The sequence below is a fragment of the Achromobacter pulmonis genome (genome assembly GCF_902859765.1).
GTDB lineage: Bacteria > Pseudomonadota > Gammaproteobacteria > Burkholderiales > Burkholderiaceae_B > Achromobacter > Achromobacter pulmonis.
The window spans coordinates 25,551-42,999 of the sequence record NZ_CADIJV010000024.1; the positions used below are offsets into that span (position 1 = coordinate 25,551).

14 protein-coding genes are annotated in these 17,449 nt (G+C 67.0%); 13 read left to right on the forward strand and 1 reads right to left on the reverse strand.

What is annotated here, in order from left to right:
* Window positions 1-203: 203 nt before the first annotated feature.
* The 4 genes from HV701_RS18980 (at window position 204) to HV701_RS18995 (ending at window position 6,738) form a co-directional block, all read left to right on the forward strand.
* A complete protein-coding gene (locus HV701_RS18980) occupies window positions 204-2,147 on the forward strand; it encodes a PhoX family protein (RefSeq protein WP_175134570.1) in 1,944 nt (647 codons plus the stop codon).
* Between the two features lie 196 nt (window positions 2,148-2,343).
* Window positions 2,344-4,332, forward strand: a complete 1,989-nt coding sequence (locus HV701_RS18985) for an alkaline phosphatase family protein (RefSeq protein WP_175134571.1) — start codon at window positions 2,344-2,346, stop codon at window positions 4,330-4,332.
* Window positions 4,333-4,352: 20 nt separating this feature from the next.
* The gene (locus tag HV701_RS18990) at window positions 4,353-4,523 is read left to right on the forward strand and encodes a hypothetical protein (RefSeq protein WP_175134572.1); all 171 of its coding nucleotides are present in this window, start codon (window positions 4,353-4,355) and stop codon (window positions 4,521-4,523) included.
* A gap of 37 nt (window positions 4,524-4,560) precedes the next feature.
* Window positions 4,561-6,738, forward strand: a complete 2,178-nt coding sequence (locus HV701_RS18995; protein ID WP_175134573.1) for a phosphocholine-specific phospholipase C — start codon at window positions 4,561-4,563, stop codon at window positions 6,736-6,738.
* A gap of 98 nt (window positions 6,739-6,836) precedes the next feature.
* Here the strand turns inward: HV701_RS18995 and HV701_RS19000 are convergent, their stop codons facing one another.
* Complete coding sequence (locus HV701_RS19000) at window positions 6,837-7,739, reverse strand: LysR family transcriptional regulator (RefSeq protein WP_175134574.1); 903 nt, start codon at window positions 7,737-7,739, stop codon at window positions 6,837-6,839.
* Window positions 7,740-7,850: 111 nt separating this feature from the next.
* On the opposite strand from HV701_RS19000, the gene ggt reads away from it, so the two are divergent.
* From ggt to HV701_RS19045, 9 genes are all read left to right on the forward strand, one after another.
* Complete coding sequence (gene ggt / locus HV701_RS19005) at window positions 7,851-9,479, forward strand: gamma-glutamyltransferase (protein WP_175134575.1); 1,629 nt, start codon at window positions 7,851-7,853, stop codon at window positions 9,477-9,479.
* 34 nt (window positions 9,480-9,513) lie between these two features.
* Window positions 9,514-11,028: an ABC transporter substrate-binding protein gene (locus HV701_RS19010; RefSeq protein WP_175134576.1), complete on the forward strand. Its 1,515-nt coding sequence runs from the start codon at window positions 9,514-9,516 to the stop codon at window positions 11,026-11,028.
* 129 nt (window positions 11,029-11,157) lie between these two features.
* A complete protein-coding gene (locus HV701_RS19015) occupies window positions 11,158-12,102 on the forward strand; it encodes an ABC transporter permease (RefSeq protein WP_175134577.1) in 945 nt (314 codons plus the stop codon).
* Window positions 12,099-12,977 carry an ABC transporter permease gene (locus HV701_RS19020; RefSeq protein WP_175134578.1) on the forward strand — a complete coding sequence of 293 codons (879 nt, stop codon included), beginning with the start codon at window positions 12,099-12,101 and terminating at the stop codon, window positions 12,975-12,977. The genes HV701_RS19015 and HV701_RS19020 overlap by 4 nt, the downstream gene beginning before the upstream one ends.
* A gap of 14 nt (window positions 12,978-12,991) precedes the next feature.
* A complete protein-coding gene (locus tag HV701_RS19025; protein WP_175134579.1) occupies window positions 12,992-14,851 on the forward strand; it encodes a dipeptide ABC transporter ATP-binding protein in 1,860 nt (619 codons plus the stop codon).
* A 108-nt stretch (window positions 14,852-14,959) separates the two neighbouring features.
* Window positions 14,960-15,496, forward strand: coding sequence for a YaeQ family protein (locus tag HV701_RS19030; protein WP_175134580.1), 537 nt, complete (start codon window positions 14,960-14,962; stop codon window positions 15,494-15,496).
* Window positions 15,497-15,575: 79 nt separating this feature from the next.
* Window positions 15,576-15,878 (forward strand): hypothetical protein, encoded by a 303-nt coding sequence (locus HV701_RS19035; RefSeq protein ID WP_175134581.1) that lies wholly within the window; start codon window positions 15,576-15,578, stop codon window positions 15,876-15,878.
* A gap of 124 nt (window positions 15,879-16,002) precedes the next feature.
* Window positions 16,003-16,602, forward strand: coding sequence for a TetR/AcrR family transcriptional regulator (locus HV701_RS19040; RefSeq protein ID WP_175134582.1), 600 nt, complete (start codon window positions 16,003-16,005; stop codon window positions 16,600-16,602).
* Between the two features lie 128 nt (window positions 16,603-16,730).
* Window positions 16,731-17,429, forward strand: a complete 699-nt coding sequence (locus HV701_RS19045; protein ID WP_175134583.1) for an SDR family oxidoreductase — start codon at window positions 16,731-16,733, stop codon at window positions 17,427-17,429.
* The last annotated feature ends 20 nt before the right edge of the window (window positions 17,430-17,449 follow it).

Sequence of the window (17,449 nt, forward strand, 5' to 3'; positions counted from 1 at the left end):
ATCATGACAACTGCGCGATCGTGCGGCAGCGCCTCTTTCAGAAGGCGCGCAGCGCACTGTCATCAAGCTTACATCGCGCCTATCTAGCATGCCGGCACGTCGCGGTTCAGCGCGTATCGGCACGCACAGGCGCCTGGCAATGGTGTCCGGCCGCCGACCCGCCCTGGCTTCGCGGCATTGATCCCCTCGCACAGGAAACCACGATGCAAGACATGACACACGCCAATCGCCGCCGCCTCCTGAAGATGCTGGGCGGTGCGCCGATGCTGCCGCTGGGCGGCGTCGGCATGACCGCCCTGCTGGCGGGCTGTAACTCGAGTGACGATGATGACGACAGCCCCTCCACGCCGGCGCCGGGCGTGACGTTCACCTCTGCCGCCTTCACTTCGATGGCCGCGCCCACGCTGGCCACCCCCGAGCTGATGGCGCGCACCACCGTGGGCTCGGCAATGGTGCTGACGTTCAGCGATGGCTCGACGCGCAAGATCGAACTGGGCTACGAGTCGTTCTTCATGACGGGCGATTCGGTGCCGGACGGCAAGGGCGGCAGCATCATCGCCGGCGGCTATTTCGATCACAACGGCGCGCCGATCATGGACAATTCGGTGCCCGCCCAGGCCCGCCAGTTCTTCTCGAACTGTCCGGACGGCATGTCGCTGCTGAAGCTGGAAGCGCCGACGGTGCCCGGCGTCAATGGCAATACCCTGTTCGCTGTGGTGCAGTTCGAATACCAGTCGATGGACCAGTCCGGCGCCGACATGTATGGCCGCCTGCCGTCGCCCATTGCGGTGCTGACGCTGGCGCAGGACCCCGCCACCGGCAAGCTCAGCCTGGTCAAGTACAGCAACGTCGATACGTCGTCGGTCAACGGCCTGTGGATCACCTGCGGCGCCAGCCTGTCGCCCTGGAACACGCACCTGTCCAGCGAAGAGTACGAGCCCGACGCCACCGTCGCCAGCGCCGACGCGCAGTTCCAGGCCTATAGCCAGAATCTGTTCGGCGACCCCAACAAGGCCAACCCGTACCACTACGGCCATCTACCCGAAGTGACGGTGAACCCGGACGGCACCGGCAGCATCAAGAAGCACTATTGCATGGGCCGGATCTCGCACGAACTGGTGCAGATCATGCCCGACCAGCGCACCGCGCTGATGGGCGATGACGCCACCAATGGCGGCCTGTTCATGTTCGTGGCCGACCGCAAGGCCGACCTGTCGTCCGGCACGCTGTACGTGGCCAAGTGGACCCAGACCTCGGGAACCGGCCCGGGCGCGGCCACGCTGACCTGGATCAAACTGGGCCACGCCACCAGCGCCGAAGTGAAGGAACTGGCCGACCAACTGACCGCCGCCGACATCATGGACGTGCGCACCACCGACCCGGCCGACAACAGCTTCACCCGGATCCGCTACAGCGGCGGCAACAATTGGGTCAAGCTGCTGCCGGGCCGCCGCCAGGCCGCCGCCTTCCTGGAAACGCACCGCTATGCCGCGCTGGTCGGCGGTTCGCTGGGTTTCACCAAGATGGAAGGCACCACGGTCAACGCCAAGGACAAGATCGCCTATAGCGCCATGTCGCGCATCGAGAAGTCGATGATCGACGGCACCGTGGCCGGCATGCAGGTACAGGCCAATTCGGCCGGCGCCGTCTATCAGCTGCACCTGAAGGCTGGCCAGGTCGATACCGACGGCCAGGCCATCGACAGCGAATGGGTGCCGGTCGACATGGCCGCGGTGCCCGAACTGGTGGGCGCGCCGATCTCGCCGGCCGACGCGTTGGGCAACACCCACAACGCCGACCGGATCTCCAATCCGGACAATCTCAAGTTCTCGGAGAAGCTGCGCACGCTGTTCGTGGGCGAGGACAGCGGCGGCCACGTCAACAACTTCCTGTGGGCCTACAACGTCGACACCAAGCAGCTCTCGCGTCTGCTGTCGTGCCCGGTGGCGGCCGAATCGACCGGCCTGCAGGCGGTCGACGAGCTCAACGGCTGGACCTATATCACCAGCAACTTCCAGCACGCGGCCGATTGGGGGGCTGTGCACGCAGTGGTGCGGCCGACGCTGGAGCCGCTGGTCAAGGCCAACTACAAGGACGGCTTCGGCGCTGCGGTCGGCTACCTGACCGGCGTCAAGATCGGCGCCTGATCCACGGGCCGCGGACCGCGGCCCGGCGCCAGGCAAGGGACCGGCAAGCCGGTCCCTTGCTTTTATTGCCATCTATGTCGCAGCAGAAAAAAACTGATCCGTCGATCAGCGATTCCTTTCTTCGCTTCATCGGGCTTTCACCTTGCGAAGCCACTATGTGGACCACCCACAAAGCGGGTTTCGAGAGGGAAAGAACATGCAGGTATTGAAGTGGAAGCGCTGGTGCGCCGCGTTGGCGGCCCTGGGCGCGCTGGCCGGTTGCGGCGGCGATGGTGGCAATGACGATGACACGGCGCCCGCGGCGCAGCCGGGCAGCGGCGCTCATGCCAAGGTGCTGTTCATCGGTGTCGATGGATTGACGTATGACGCCTATCGCCAGAGCGTGGCGGACAAGTCGTTGCCGAATCTGGCGCAACTGACGGCCACCCGTTCCTGGACCGGAGGCGTGACCGGCGGCGTGACGCAGCAGCCGACGCTGCTGGCGCCGGGCTGGGCCACGCTGCTGACCGGACAATGGGCCGATCAGCACGGCGTGCGCAGCAACGCGCCGGGACAGTCGGCCAAAACCGCGACCCTGTTCCAGCGCGTCAAGGCCGCCAGGCCGGCGATGCGCGCCGCGGCGGCCTTCAACTCGCCGCTGTTGGCCGGCCTGGTCGGCGCCGACCGCGACGCCGGCTATCTGCAGAGCCTGACGGATTGCGCCGGGGTCGATGCGTGCGTCGCCAGCCAGGCGCGCGACCGCATCACCGAGGGTTACGATCTGGTGGTGGCGCAGTTCGGCGCGGCCGAGCGCGCGGCCGCCACCGCCGGTTTTGGCGACGGCTATCGCGCCACGTTGCGCCAGACCGATGACGCCATCGGCGCGCTGCTCAAGCAGGTGGCCGAGCGCCGCGCCGCCCATCCGGACGAGAACTGGCTGGTGCTGGTGGCATCCAGCCACGGCCTGGACCGCACCGGCGGCAGCGATGGCCTGCCGCTCTCGCTCAACAAGACCACGCTGCTGGCGATGAACCGCTCTTCGCTGCTGGGCGGCAGCGCCGATGACGAGGCCGTCGACGGCGCCTGGAACAACGCCTGGTACAGCCTGCCGAGCGCAGCCGACGCCGCGCCGACGCTGCTGGCGCATCTGGGCGCATTGCCGCCTTCGGGCCAGTACGACATGGCGGGCACTGCGTTGTCCGAATCCGTCGCGCTGCGCCGGGGCGCCAGCCGCACCTCGATGGACAACAAGAGCGTGGCGTTGAGCTGGAGCCGCGTGGGCACGCCCACCGGCGACATCGTGATTACCCGCGACGGCCAGGAAATCGCGCGCCTGCCGGGCACCGCCACCGACTATGTCGATACGGGCTTTGTTTTCACCACCGAAGGCGTGCACGAACTGAACTACGCCGTCTCGGTCGGCAACGCCGTGACGGCGGTGCGCGCCACCGTGGTCTATACCGCGCCGGTGCCGCTGCTGGCATCGCTGGGCAGCGGCCTGACCATGATGTTCCCGTTCGAGGGCGACCTGACCGACAAGGCCGCCGGCGGCGGGGCGATCACGCCCTATGACGGCACGCAGGCGCCGGCCTTCGCCGATAACGGCGTGTTCGGCAAGATGTTCCAGAACGAACGCAGCGGCGATCCGACAGGCGCCTTCAAGCTGGACTATCCGGCGGGCCTGCTCGACAGCGTCCAGGCCTTCACCATCGGCTTCTGGTACCAGTCGGACGGCACCGCCAACGATCGCTCCATCCTGGGCAACAAGGACTACAACTCCGGCGGCAATCCCGGCATCACCATCGCCCAGTGGGCCGGCCCCGAGCTGCGCTTCAACCTGGCCGGCGGCAGCCGCGTCGACATCAATGGCGTCAGGTTCACGCCCAACAAGCCGGTCTACGTGGCCATGGTCATCGACAAGACCGCCAAGACCATGGCCGCCTATGTGTACGACAGCGAGATGGGCTGGTTCAGCCGCTCGATCTCGACCGGCAGCGTCAACTTCGCCCAGATCGCCGGCCTGTTCGGTCCGCACCTGGGCCTGAACGAAGACGGCAAGGGCACCTACGGCGTGTGCTGCGCCGGCACCAAAGGCCCCTACACCATGTACTTCGACGACCTGGCCTTCTGGTCGCGCGCCCTGACCGAAACCGAGGTCAAGTCGCTGGCCATGTCCGGCAAGTCCGTTTCCGAATTGCTCCCCTGATGTCCGAGGATAGATACGACATGAACACTGCTTCCCCGATTTTGCGCGCTTGCCTGCGCATGGGCGCCGCCCTGATGGTGGCCGCCGTCCTGACCGCCTGCGGCGGCGACAAGGATGACGACGGCGATACCGGCGCCCAGCCTGAAACGCCGACCCAGCCGGCCAAGCCCCAACTGCGTTGCGCGCCCTGACGCCGCGCCATTTTTCAGAATCCAAGGAATCGCATCTGTGACGTCCCACCAAGACCCGATCCACGCCGGCAAGCGCCGCTTCCTGCGTAACGCCGCCGCCTCGACCGCCGGCCTGACCGCCTTGTCGATGTTCCCGCCGGCCATCCGCCGCGCGCTGGCCATTCCCGCCAACAACCGCACCGGCACCATCAACGACGTCGAGCATGTGGTCATCCTGATGCAGGAAAACCGCTCGTTCGACATGTACTTCGGCACCTTCAAGGGCGTGCGCGGCTTTGGCGACCGCATCACCGTGCCGCTGCCGCAGAACCGCTCGGTCTGGGAACAGACCAACGGCACCCGCGTGGTGTTGCCGTACCACCTGGACAGCACCAAGGGCAACGCGCAGCGCGTGTCCGGCACGCCGCACGACTTCCCCGACGCGCAGAATGCCTGGGACGGCGGCCGCCTGTACCAGTGGCCGCGCTACAAGCAGAACCAGTCGATGGGCTACTACACGCGCCAGGAACTGGCGTTCCAGTACGCGCTGGCCGAGGCCTTCACGCTGTGCGATGCCTACCACTGTTCCTCGCACGGCGGCACCAATACCAACCGCCTGTTTCACTGGACCGGCACCAATGACCCGCTGGCGCAGGGCAATGGCCCGTCGACCCGCAACCAGTGGGACGGCCTGGGCGCGTCCACCATCGGCTGGACCTGGAAGACCTATCCCGAGCGGTTGCAGGAAAACGGCGTGAGCTGGAAGGTCTACCAGAACCTGCCGGACAACTTCACCGACAATCCGCTGGCGGGCTTCCGGCAATTCCGCAAGGCCTATGAACTGTCCGGCAATGATCCCACCGCCGGCAATCCCAGCCCGCCGGCCTGGACGCCCGCGGCCGACGCCACCAACCCGCTGTACAAGGGCGTGGCCAACACCATGCCCGACGGCGGCCTGCTGCAGGCATTCCGCGACGATGTATTGAACGGCGCGCTGCCGCAGGTGTCGTGGATCGTGGCGCCGGCGGCCTATTCGGAGCACCCCGGGCCGTCCAGCCCGGTGCAGGGCGCCTGGTGCATCCAGGAAACGCTCAATGCCCTGACGGCCAATCCGGACGTCTGGAGCAAGACGGTGCTGCTGATCAACTTCGACGAGAACGACGGCTTCTTCGACCACGTGCCGCCGCCGGCCGCGCCGTCGATCAATCCGGACGGTTCGACGGCGGGCGCATCCACCATCAACACCGACCTGGAGCGCCACGTCAAGCCGTCGCTGCAGGACGCCGCCGACAACCGCGTGTACGGCCCCGGCCCGCGCGTGCCGATGTACATCGTCTCGCCCTGGAGCCGCGGCGGCTGGATCAACTCGCAGTCGTTCGACCACACCTCGGTGCTGCGTTTCCTGGAGGCGCGGTTCGGCGTCAAGGAACCCAACATCAGCGATTACCGCCGCGCCGTGCTCGGCGACCTGACTTCGGCCTTCAACTTTGCCACGCCCAACAACGAGCAGCTGCCCGACCTGACCCTGCTGACCAAAGCCCAGGCCGACCAGACCCGCGCCGACCAGCAGGTGCTGGCCCAGGTGCCGCTGCCGGACACCGCCACCCAAGCCAAGCCCAGTCAGGAGACCGGGGTGCGCTTCTCGCGCGCGCTGCCCTATGAGCTGCACACCAGCGGCCGCGCTCAGCCGGGCACCAGCGCCATGTGGCTGGTGTTCGCCAACACCGGCCGCGCCGCCGGCGTGTTCCATGTGTATGACCAGCTGCATCTGGATCGCCTGCCGCGCCGCTACGCGGTCGAACCGGACAAGCAGCTGGAAGGCAGCTGGGACGCGGCCGCCGACGGCGGCAAGTACGACCTGTGGGTGATGGGTCCGAACGGCTATCTGCGCCATTTCGCCGGCGACCTGGCGCTGGCCCGCAGCGCCGGGCTGGATGCCGAAATCCGGGTCTGCTACGACATTGCCAACGGCGACGTCTACACCAGCTTCATCAATAGCGGCAAGCAGCCCTGCACCTTCGTCATCACGCCGAACGCCTACTACACCAATAACGAGAAATGGACGATCACGGTGCCAGCGGGCAGCCAGGTCGAGCAGTCGTGGTCGCTCAAGGCCAGCGGCGCCTGGTATGACTTCACCGCGCGCCTGAACGAGGACCCGGCCTACATCCGCCGCTTTGCCGGCCGGGTGGAAACCGGCAAGCCCTCGGTCACCGATCCGGCGATGGGCCTGTAAGGCGCGCCCACCGCGGCGCGGCCGGTCCCGGCCGCGCCCGGGCCCAGGCGCGGCATCTTGCCGGCCGGGGGGGCTGCGGCGCCGGGTCGGCAGGCGGCTCAGGCGATGGCCAGCGCGTCGCGCGTGCGGAACGCCGTGGCGCAGGCCTCGCAGATGGCGGCGGTAATGTTCTGGCGGGCGTGCTCGCGCCGCTCCAGCATGCCGATGGCCCGCGCCGTCGGCCCCAGGTCGGCGGGTAGCGGCAGGATGCGCAGCCGGACGCTGGTGCGCCAATTCGAGCCGTTGATCAGCGGCAGCAGCGTCACGCCCACTTCCTGGCGCACCAGCTCGACCAGTGTCTCGATCGCGTTCAGTTCCAGGAATTCGTCCAGCGGCACCGCCATGCGCCGCAGCAGCCGGTCGATCTGCAGGCCGGTGCGCTGGGTGCGGTCAAAGCGCAGGAAGGGATTGCTGGCCAGCACCTGGCGCGCGTCATGGCCGATGGCCGAGGGCGGCGCGATCACGACCAGCGGTTCCTCATAGAGCGGGGTCCAGCGCGTGCTGGCCATCTTGCGGCCGGCCTCGACCAGGAAGGCGGCGTCCAGCTCGCCGTCTTCCACCTTGCCGGCCAGCTCGCTGGCCTTGCCCGACAGAATGCGCACATCCAGCCGCGGATGCGCCTTCTTCATGCCCGACACCACCTTGGACAGGGTGCCCATGCACGAGACGATACTGCCGACTGAGACCGAGCCGGCCAGTTCGCCCGGCACCGTGCGCGGCAGCCGCAAACGGTCGTAGGAATCCAGCAAGTGCTTGATTTCCGGGAGCAATTCCCGGCCGGCCGCGTTGAGGATGGCCAGGCGCCCGCTGCGGTCGAACAGCTCGCGCCCCAATTCCGCCTCCAGGGAGCGCATCTGGAAACTGACCGCGGCCTGCGTCAGGGCCACTTGCTCGGCCGCTTCGGAGAACGAACCGTGGTGGGCCACGGCCAGAAAAGTACGCAGGAATCGGAGGGTGCTCATGGGGAATAAATCACAAAAATTTCTTTCATGACTGAACAAAAAATCAAATTGATTTAATTAGACCACGGGAGTAATTTCGCCTGCTTACCGCTTACATATGAGACAGGCGCCATGAAATCCTTCGACTGGGTCAATCCTTATCCCTCCATCCGCATCCCGCTGTTCGCCCGCAACGTGGTGTCCACCTCGCACCCGCTGGCGGCCCAGGCCGGCCTGCGCATGCTGCTCAAGGGAGGCAACGCGGTCGACGCCGCGATCGCCGCGGCCGCCACCATCGTGCTGGTCGAGCCGGTCTCCTGCGGCCTGGGGGGCGACTGTTTCGCCATCGTCTGGGACGGCCAGGAACTGCATGGCCTGAATTCCTCCGGCGTGGCGCCGGCCGCCTGGAATGTCGAATACTTCAAGCGCAAGTACGGCGTCGGCGCCGACGGCCTGGCGATCCAGCCCAAGCGCGGCTGGGACGCGGTGACGGTGCCGGGCGTGGTGGCCGGCTGGGCCGCGCTGCACGAAAAACTGGGCAAGCTGCCGTTCGAGCAACTGTTCGAGCCCGCCATCGAGATTGCCGAGCGTGGCTACGCGGTGCCGCCGGTGGTGGCGCACAAGTGGGCCGCCGCCGCCGATGAGCTGCGCGACCAGCCGGGCTACGCCCAGGCCTTTATGCCGCAGGGCCGCGCGCCCAAGGTCGGCGAGCACTTCCGCTTCCCGGACGCGGCCAACACGCTGCGCCGCATCGCCGCTTCCAAGGGCCGCGACTTCTACGAAGGCGAGCTGGCCGAGCGCATCGCCGCCTTCAGCCAGGAATGCGGCGGCGCCATGACCCTGGAAGACCTGCGCGGCTACCGCCCGCAATGGGTCAAGCCGATCTCCAAGTCCTACCGCGGCTACGAGCTGCACGAAATCCCGCCGAACGGGCAGGGCATCGCCGCGCTGATCGCGCTGGGTATTGTCGAGCGCTTCAACATCGCCGACATGCCGGTCGATTCGGTGCAGTCGCAGCACGTGCAGATCGAGGCCATGAAGCTGGCCTTCGCCGACCTCTACAAGTACGTGGCCGACCCGCGCTCGATGGAAGTCACGCCCGAGCAGATGCTGTCGGACGCCTACCTGGACAGCCGCGCCAAGCTGATCCGCCTGGACGGCGCGACCCATTTCAGCGCCGGCCGTCCGGCCGCAGGCGGCACCATCTACCTGACCGCCGCCGACGAGAACGGCATGATGATCTCGTTCATCCAGTCCAACTACATGGGCTTCGGCTCGGGCGTGGTGGTGCCGGGCACCGGCATCAGCCTGCAGAACCGTGGCGTCGGCTTCTCGATGGATCCCAAGTCGGCCAACGTGGTCGAAGGCGGCAAGCGGCCGTTCCATACCATCATCCCGGGCTTCCTGACGCGCGGCGGCAAGCCGGTCATGAGCTTCGGCGTGATGGGCGGCGACATGCAGCCTCAGGGCCACCTGCAGACCGTGGTGCGCATGATCGATTACCACCAGAATCCGCAGGCCGCCTGCTGCGCGCCCCGCTGGAAGGTCAACCGCGATTTCACGCTGGATATCGAGACCAATATGAAGGCTTCCACTATTGCGGGCCTCAAAGACCTCGGGCATGCTTTGAAGTCCGTGGACGACCCGTACATGGATTTCGGCGCCGGCCAATTCATCTGGCGCATGTCCGAAAGCGACAACGAACTGGGTTACGTCGCCGCCAGCGACAGCCGGCGCGACGGCCAGGCCGTCGGCTTCTGACCCGCGCATTGCAGCCACAAGGGGAATAAACACAATGAAACGCTTGACCATCACTTTCGGCGCCAGCATGCTGGCGCTGGCCGCGGGCGCGGCATGCGCCCAGAACCTGCGCATCGGCCTGCAGGAAGATCCCGACGTGCTCGATCCGCACCGCGCGCGCACCTACGTCGGCCGCATCGTCTTCACCTCGCTGTGCGACAAGCTGGTGGACATCGATCCCAAGCTGCATTTTGTGCCGCAGCTGGCCACCTCGTGGTCGTTCAGCCCCGACAACAAGGTGCTGACCTTCAAGCTGCGCCAGGACGTGCTGTTCCACGATGGCAGCAAGTTCGACGCCGCCGCCGCCAAGGCCAACCTGGAGCGCGCCAAGACGCTGCCGGACAGCCTGCGCAAGGGCGAGCTGGCCTCGGTCGATAAGGTCGAGGCGCCCGACGCCGCCACGCTGGTGCTGACGCTCAAGCAGCCCGACGCCACGCTGCTGGCGCAGTTGTCCGACCGCGCCGGCATGATGCTGTCGCCCAAGTCCTTCGCCGATGCCGACGTGGCCGCGGTCGGCCGCAAGCCGATCTGCTCGGGTCCGTACAAATTCGTCGAACGCATCCAGAACGACCGCATCGTGCTGGAGAAATTCGACCAGTACTACGATGCCAAGGATTACGCCTTCAAGCGCATCACCTTCCTGCCGATCCCGGACACCACCGTGCGCCTGTCGAACCTGCGCGCTGGCGACCTGGACATGCTCGAGCGCCTGAATCCTTCCGATGCGCCCCAGGTCAAGAATGACGCCAGCCTGACCTTCGCCCCGATTGCCGGGTTGGGCTTCCAGCAGTTCATGTTCAACGTCGCCAACGGCAAGCGCGCCGAAGACAATCCCTTCAAGAACAAGCTGGTGCGCCAGGCGTTCCAATTGTCCATCGACCGCGACGCCATCAACGAAGTGGCCGGCGGCGGCATCTTCGAACCGGCGCAGCAGCCGTTCCCGCCCGCCAGCCCGTATCACAGCGACAAGTTCCCCGTGACCAAGCGCGACGTCGCCAAGGCCCGCGCGCTGCTCAAGCAGGCCGGCTTCGACCGCGTCAAGGCCGAGGTCATGTTCGGCAACAACACCACCACCTCGTCGGTGGCCGAGATGGTCCAGGCCATGGCTTCCGAGGCCGGTTTCGACCTGTCGCTGCGTCCCACCGAATACGCCGCGCTGCAGAAGGAGTCGGCCGGCGGCAACTTCCAGGTGGTGATGCTGGGCTGGTCGGGCCGGGTCGATCCGGATGGCAACATCTACAGCTTCGTGACCTGCAAGGGCGCGTTGAACGATGGCCATTACTGCAACCCCGAGGTCGACAAGCTGCTCAAGGAGGCCCGCACGGTGCCGGACGAAGCCAAGCGCCGCGCCCTCTATGACCAGGTGCAGGCCATCATCCAGGACGAACTGCCTGGCGTGTACGACTACTACCAGCCGTGGCCGTTCGCGCTGGCCAAGAAGGTCAAGGGCTTCGTTCCCTATCCGGACGGCATGATCCGCCTGAAGGGCGTGACGTTCGCGCAGAAGTGACCGGGGGCGGCGGTTCGTCGCCGCGCCCGCCGGCCGCGCCCTCGCGGCCGGCCGTTTCCCGCGGCGGCCGCGCGCCGTGCCCTTCGGGGCCGGTTCCGTCCGCCGCTTTCGTTCTACGGTTTTTCCCTTATGCTCAAACTCATCTTGCGCCGTGTGATCGTCGCGATACCGACCCTGATACTGGTATCGATGATCGTCTTCATGCTGCAGAAAATCCTGCCCGGCGATCCGGTGCTGACGCTGGCCGGCGAAGAGCGCGATCCGGCCGTGCTGGATTACCTGCGCGACAAGTACCGCCTCAATGATCCGCTGCCGATGCAGTACGCCGCCTGGGCCGGCCAGGTGCTGCAGGGCGACCTGGGCAAGTCGCTGCGCACCGACGTGCCGGTGACCACGCTGATCGCCCAGAAACTGCCGGTGACGCTGCAGTTGGCGGCGATGGCGATGTTCTTCGCGCTGCTGGTGGGCATTCCCATGGGCATCGTGGCGGCCGTGCGCAAGGGCAAGCCGGTCGAGATGGGGGCCAATATCGCCGCGCTGTCCGGCATGTCGATTCCCAACTTCTGGCTCGGCATCATCCTCATCATGGTGGTGTCGGTGCAATGGAAACTGCTGCCGGCCTCGGGCTACGTGTCGCCGGCCGAGGATTTCTGGCTCTCGATCAAGACCATGCTGATGCCGTCGCTGGTGCTGTCCACCGCGATTGCCGCCTATCTCATGCGCCACACCCGTTCGGCCATGCTCGAGGCGCTGTCGGCCGATTACGTGCGCACCGCCCGCGCCAAGGGCGTGTCGCCGCGCCAGGTGGTGCTGCGGCACGCGCTGCGCAACGCGCTGATGCCGATCGTCACGCTGGTGACGCTGCTGTTCGGTGAATTGCTGGCCGGCGCGGTGCTGACCGAGCAGGTCTTCACCATCCCCGGCTTCGGCAAGCTGGTGGTCGACGCCGTCTTCACGCGCGACTATGCGGTGGTGCAGGGCGTGGTGCTCTGCGTCGCGGTGGGCTTCATCCTGATGAACCTGCTGGCCGACATCCTGTACATCCTGGTCAATCCCCGCCTGAGGCACGCATGAGCGCACTTCCCGCAACGGCCGCCGCCGTCACGCCGCCCCGCAGCCGCAACCGCGCCTGGGGCAAGTTCAAACGCAACCACGTCGCCATGCTGGGCCTGGGTATCGTGTTGTTTTTCGTGCTGGTGGCGCTGCTGGCGCCGCTGATCGCCAGCCAGGATCCGTTCCAGACCAGCTTCACCACCATCCGCAAGGCGCCATCGGCCGCCCACTGGCTGGGCACCGATGAACTCGGCCGCGACATCTTCAGCCGCATGGTGCATGGCGCGCGCGCCTCGCTCATGGCCGGCCTGGTGTCGGTACTGATCGCGCTGGTGGTCGGCGTGCCGTTCGGTTTGGCGGCCGGCTATTTCGGCGGCTGGACCGACAGCTGCATTTCCCGCGCCACCGAGGCGCTGCTGGCGATTCCGTTCCTGATCCTGGCGATCGCGCTGGCCGCTTTCCTGGGGCCCAGCCTGACCAACGCCATGATCGCCATCGGCGTATCCGCCGCGCCCAAGTTCATCCGGCTCACGCGCGGCCAGGTGCTGGCGGTCAAGAGCGAGGATTACGTGCAGAGCGCGCGCGCGCTAGGCGCCTCCGACCTGCGCATCATCTGCCGCCACGTGTTCCCGAACGTGATGCCGCCGCTGATCGTCCAGGCCACCATCACCATCGCCACGGCCATCATCGCCGAGGCCAGCCTGTCGTTCCTGGGTCTGGGCCTGCAGCCGCCGAACCCGTCCTGGGGCTCGATGCTGAACACCGCCAAGAACTTCATGACCCAGGCGCCCTGGATGTCGATCTTCCCCGGATCGGCCATTTTCCTGGTGGTGCTGGGCTTCAATCTGCTGGGCGACGGGCTGCGCGATGCGCTGGATCCCCGTCAGGACAAGTAATCATCATGGCAACCATGGACCCCAAACGCGTCGTCCAGGTCAATGACCTGACCGTGCGCTTCAAAACCCCCGAGCGTGTCGTCGAAGCGGTGCGCAACGTGTCGTTCCACGTCGATCGCGGCGAAACCCTGGCGATCGTGGGCGAGTCCGGCTCGGGCAAGTCGGTCACTTCGCTGGCGCTGATGCGCCTGGTGGAATACGGCGGCGGCCGCATCGTCAACGGCGGCATGTTGCTGCGCCGGCGCAACGGCGAGGTGCTGGATCTGGTCAACGCGCCCGACAGCACGCTGCAACGCGTGCGCGGCGCCGACGTGGCCATGATCTTCCAGGAGCCGATGACCTCGCTCAACCCCAGCTTCACGGCCGGCAGCCAGATCGCCGAGGCGTTGCAACTGCACCAGGGACTGGATGCGTCCGCGGCGCGCGCCGAGACGCTGCGCATGCTCGAGCGTGTGCGCATCCCCGAGGCCCGCGCCATTCTCGACCGCTATCCGCACCAGCTGTCCGGCGGCATGCGCCAGCGCGTCATGATCGCCATGGCGCTGTCATGCAAGCCGCAGCTGCTGATCGCCGACGAACCCACCACGGCCCTGGACGTCACCATCCAGGCCCAGATCCTGCAACTGATCCGCCAGCTGCAGGAAGAAATGGACATGGGCGTCATCTTCATCACCCACGACATGGGCGTGGTGGCCGAAGTGGCCGACCGCGTTCTGGTGATGTACCGCGGCGACAAGGTCGAGGAGGGCGGTTCCGACGAACTCTTCGCACAGCCGCGGCATGCCTACACCCGCGCCCTGCTGTCGGCCGTGCCGCGCCTGGGCGCCATGCACGGCACCGACGAGCCGGCCCCATTCCCGCTGCTCAAGGTCGAGGACGCCGCGCGCCAGGCCGAGCCGGCGCCCGCGCCGATGGCCTTGCCTTCCACCGTGCGCCGCGACAATGGCCCGGTGCTGAAGGTGCGTGACCTGACCACCAGCTTCGATATCACCGGCGGTATTTTCGGGCGGGTGCAAAAGCGCGTGCACGCGGTCGAAAAGGTCAGCTTCGATCTTTACCCTGGCGAAACGCTGTCGCTGGTGGGCGAGTCCGGCTGCGGCAAGACCACCACCGGCCGTTCGCTGCTGCAACTGGTCAAGAGCAAGAGCGGTTCGATCGAGTTCGACGGCCAGAACATCGGCGCGCTGCGCGGCAGCGCCATGCAGACGCTGCGCCGCCATATCCAGTTCATCTTCCAGGACCCGTTCGCCTCGCTCGATCCGCGCATGACGGTCGGCTACTCCATCATGGAGCCGCTGTTGATCCACCGCGTCGCCAGCGGCGCGAAGGCCGAGGAACGGGTGCGCTGGCTGATGGACAAGTGTGGCCTGGCGCCCGAGATGATCGACCGCTATCCGCACGAGTTCTCCGGCGGCCAGCGCCAGCGCATCTGCATCGCGCGCGCCCTGGCCCTGAACCCGAAAGTGGTGATCGCCGACGAATCGGTGTCGGCGCTGGACGTGTCGATCCAGGCGCAGATCGTCAACCTGCTGCTGGACCTGCAGCGCGAGCTGGGCGTGTCGTTCCTGTTCATTTCGCACGACATGGCGGTGGTCGAGCGCGTCAGCCATCGCGTGGCGGTGATGTACCTGGGGCAGATCGTCGAGATCGGCCCGCGCCGCGCCATCTTCGAGAATCCGCAGCATCCCTACACCAGGAAGCTGATGGCGGCGGTGCCGATCGCCGATCCGCAGCGCCGCCACCGCGAGCGCTCGCTGCTGGTCGACGAGATCCCCAGCCCGATGCGCAAGCTGGGCGACGATCCGCTGGTCGAGCCGCTGGTGCAGGTCGGGGAAGGGCACTTCGTTGCGCGCCATTCGGTCGGCGTGTACTGAAGCACGGCGTGTCCGCCCGCCTCGCGGGTGGACGGACACGCGGTTGGCGCCGCAGGCGGTATCATGGCGGGCTTCAGTCATTTGCCCCCATTCAACGGATTTTTCGCCATGGCCCTGCGCGCCACCATCTACAAGGCCGAGCTCAACGTCGCCGACACCGATCGCCACTACTACGGCAGCCATTCGCTGACCGTCGCCCGCCATCCCTCGGAGACCGACGAGCGCATGATGGTGCGGCTGGTGGCCCACGCCTTGAACGCGCAGGAAGAACTGGCCTTCACCAAGGGCCTGAGCGACACCGACGAGCCGGACCTGTGGGTCAAGGATCTGACCGGCGCCATCACCCTGTGGATCGAGGTCGGCCAGCCCGAAGAGCGCCGCATCCTGCGCGCCTGCGGCCGCGCCGAGCAGGTCATCGTCTACTGCTACGGCGGCTCGGCCAGCAAGATCTGGTGGGACGGCGTGCGCAACAAACTCGAACGCACCCGCAATCTCAAGGTCATCAACCTGCCGTCCGAGCAGACCCGCGCGCTGGCCGGGCTGGCCGAACGCACCATGCAGCTGAACGCCAACATTTCCGACGGCGTGGTGTATTTCTCCGCTGACAAGGGCGAGGTCAGCATCGAACCCGAAGTCTGGCGCTGATGCCGCCAGGCCAGGCGCCACCGCGGCCGACAATCAGACGTGTTCGGTCACGCTGCGCAGCATCGATCCGCCGGCGCCGATGGGTGAGCAGGCCGCCATCCTGCCTGAAGCCGACTGGGCCCTGATCTATTCCAACCAGCAGGTGAACGTGCTCGAGAACGGGGTGTCCACCCTGGCCGGGCTGCCGGCGCACCAGGCGCTGCTGGCCTTGACCCAGGGTGACGACCGCCAGGTGGCGCTGGTGCGGCTGCGGATGGCGGACGACTACACCTGGTCCCTCATGTGTTCGGCCAGGGCCTACCATCCTGGCGTGGCCAGGGAGGGCTTCGACCGTATGGCCGGAACGTTCCGCAAGGTGCTGGACAGCTTCAGCGCGCCCTGAAACGGGGGCGTTCCGGCCGCGCCGACAGGCATCCCCGGGACGGATCGTGCGCCGCAACAAAAAAAACGTGCAAAGCGGTTTCGGCGGGTTTATATTATGATCATCATATTCAGGAGCCCAGACCATGGCCGGCCCCGCTTCCCGTAAAGAGATTTCCCACGACCGTATCGTGGAAGCGGCCGCGCGCGCGATCCGGCGGGTCGGTTACGCTGGCGTCGGCGTGGCCGACGTCATGAAGGAAGCCGGGCTCACGCACGGCGGCTTCTACGCGCATTTCCCGTCGCGCGATGCCATGCTGGTGGCGGCGATGGAGCGCGCCGGCCGGGACGGCGCGGCGCGCATGGCGCAGGGCGTGGCGCGGCGCCAGGCCGAGGGCGCCAGTCCGTTGCGCGCCCTGGTCGAAAGCTATCTGTCCGAGGCCCACCTGCTCAATTGCGAAGCCGGCTGCCCGGTCTCGGCGCTGGCCTCGGAGATACCGCGCCAGTCGCCCGAGGTCCGTGACATATCGGCCAGCCGGGTGACGGGTCTGGTGGGCGTGGTACAGCAGGCGCTGCCAGCCGGCGCGGGTCCGCACGCCGCGATGGCGATCACCAGCAGCCTGGTGGGCGCCATGCAACTGGCTCGCGCGCTCGGCGACAATGCGCAGGGCCGGGCCATGCTGGCGGCCGCGCGCCAGTCCATCCTGGAGCAATACGACAGCGAGGGGCGTCCGGCCATCCGTTGAGCATCGCTTTTTCGGGCCGCTGTGCGCGGCCTTTCTTCATTCTAAAAATATGATGATCATCATATTTTTGTCACCCCGACCGGCATGGCCGGCCGCCGTCTGAACGCAGCACCCCAAGGAAAGACATCATGGAACTGAACAACGCAACCGTCCTCATCACCGGCGCCAACCGCGGCATCGGCCTGGCTTTCGCCCGCGAGGCGCTGGCCCGTGGCGCCCGCAAGGTCTATGCCGGCGCGCGCGATCCGGCCAGCCTCTCGCTGCCGGGCGTGCAGGCTATCAGGCTCGACGTCACCCGCGACCAGGACGTGGCCGCCGCGGCCGCGCTGGCCAAGGACGTGACGCTGGTCATCAACAACGCCGGCATCGCCGCGACCGGCGGCTTCCTGGCCGACGGCAGCATCGAGTCGGCGCGCCGCCATCTGGAAACCAATCTGCTGGGCCCGCTGCGCGTGGCGCAGGCGTTCGCGCCGGTGCTGGCGGCCAATGGCGGCGGCGCGCTGCTGAACGTGCTGTCGATCGCCAGTTGGATCAACCGGCCGTTGCTGGGCGTGTACGGCATGAGCAAATCGGCCGCCTGGGCGCTGACCAATGGCCTGCGCCACGAACTGCGCGAGCAGGGCACGCAGGTGCTGGGCCTGCACATGGGCTTTGTCGATACCGATCTGACGCGCGGCCTGGACGCGCCCAAGATCACCCCTGAATCCGTGGCGCGCCAGGCCTTCGATGCCCTCGAGGCCGGCGCCGAGGAAGTGCTGGCCGACGACGCCACGCGCCAGGTCAAGCAGGGCCTGGCGGCCGAGCCGGCCGTCTACCTGCAGGCTTGAGCCGCGCACGCCACGCCTTT

What these genes read in the sequence shown, in the direction of transcription:
- HV701_RS18980 (WP_175134570.1), top strand. Translation starts at nt 204, where the DNA reads ATGCAAGACATGACACACGCCAATCGCCGCCGCCTCCTGAAGATGCTG.
- HV701_RS18985 (WP_175134571.1), top strand. Translation starts at nt 2,344, where the DNA reads ATGCAGGTATTGAAGTGGAAGCGCTGGTGCGCCGCGTTGGCGGCCCTG.
- HV701_RS18990 (WP_175134572.1), top strand. Translation starts at nt 4,353, where the DNA reads ATGAACACTGCTTCCCCGATTTTGCGCGCTTGCCTGCGCATGGGCGCC.
- HV701_RS19000 (WP_175134574.1), bottom strand. Translation starts at nt 7,739, where the DNA reads ATGAGCACCCTCCGATTCCTGCGTACTTTTCTGGCCGTGGCCCACCAC.
- ggt (WP_175134575.1), top strand. Translation starts at nt 7,851, where the DNA reads ATGAAATCCTTCGACTGGGTCAATCCTTATCCCTCCATCCGCATCCCG.
- HV701_RS19010 (WP_175134576.1), top strand. Translation starts at nt 9,514, where the DNA reads ATGAAACGCTTGACCATCACTTTCGGCGCCAGCATGCTGGCGCTGGCC.
- HV701_RS19015 (WP_175134577.1), top strand. Translation starts at nt 11,158, where the DNA reads ATGCTCAAACTCATCTTGCGCCGTGTGATCGTCGCGATACCGACCCTG.
- HV701_RS19020 (WP_175134578.1), top strand. Translation starts at nt 12,099, where the DNA reads ATGAGCGCACTTCCCGCAACGGCCGCCGCCGTCACGCCGCCCCGCAGC.
- HV701_RS19025 (WP_175134579.1), top strand. Translation starts at nt 12,992, where the DNA reads ATGGACCCCAAACGCGTCGTCCAGGTCAATGACCTGACCGTGCGCTTC.
- HV701_RS19030 (WP_175134580.1), top strand. Translation starts at nt 14,960, where the DNA reads ATGGCCCTGCGCGCCACCATCTACAAGGCCGAGCTCAACGTCGCCGAC.
- HV701_RS19035 (WP_175134581.1), top strand. Translation starts at nt 15,576, where the DNA reads ATGGGTGAGCAGGCCGCCATCCTGCCTGAAGCCGACTGGGCCCTGATC.
- HV701_RS19040 (WP_175134582.1), top strand. Translation starts at nt 16,003, where the DNA reads ATGGCCGGCCCCGCTTCCCGTAAAGAGATTTCCCACGACCGTATCGTG.
- HV701_RS19045 (WP_175134583.1), top strand. Translation starts at nt 16,731, where the DNA reads ATGGAACTGAACAACGCAACCGTCCTCATCACCGGCGCCAACCGCGGC.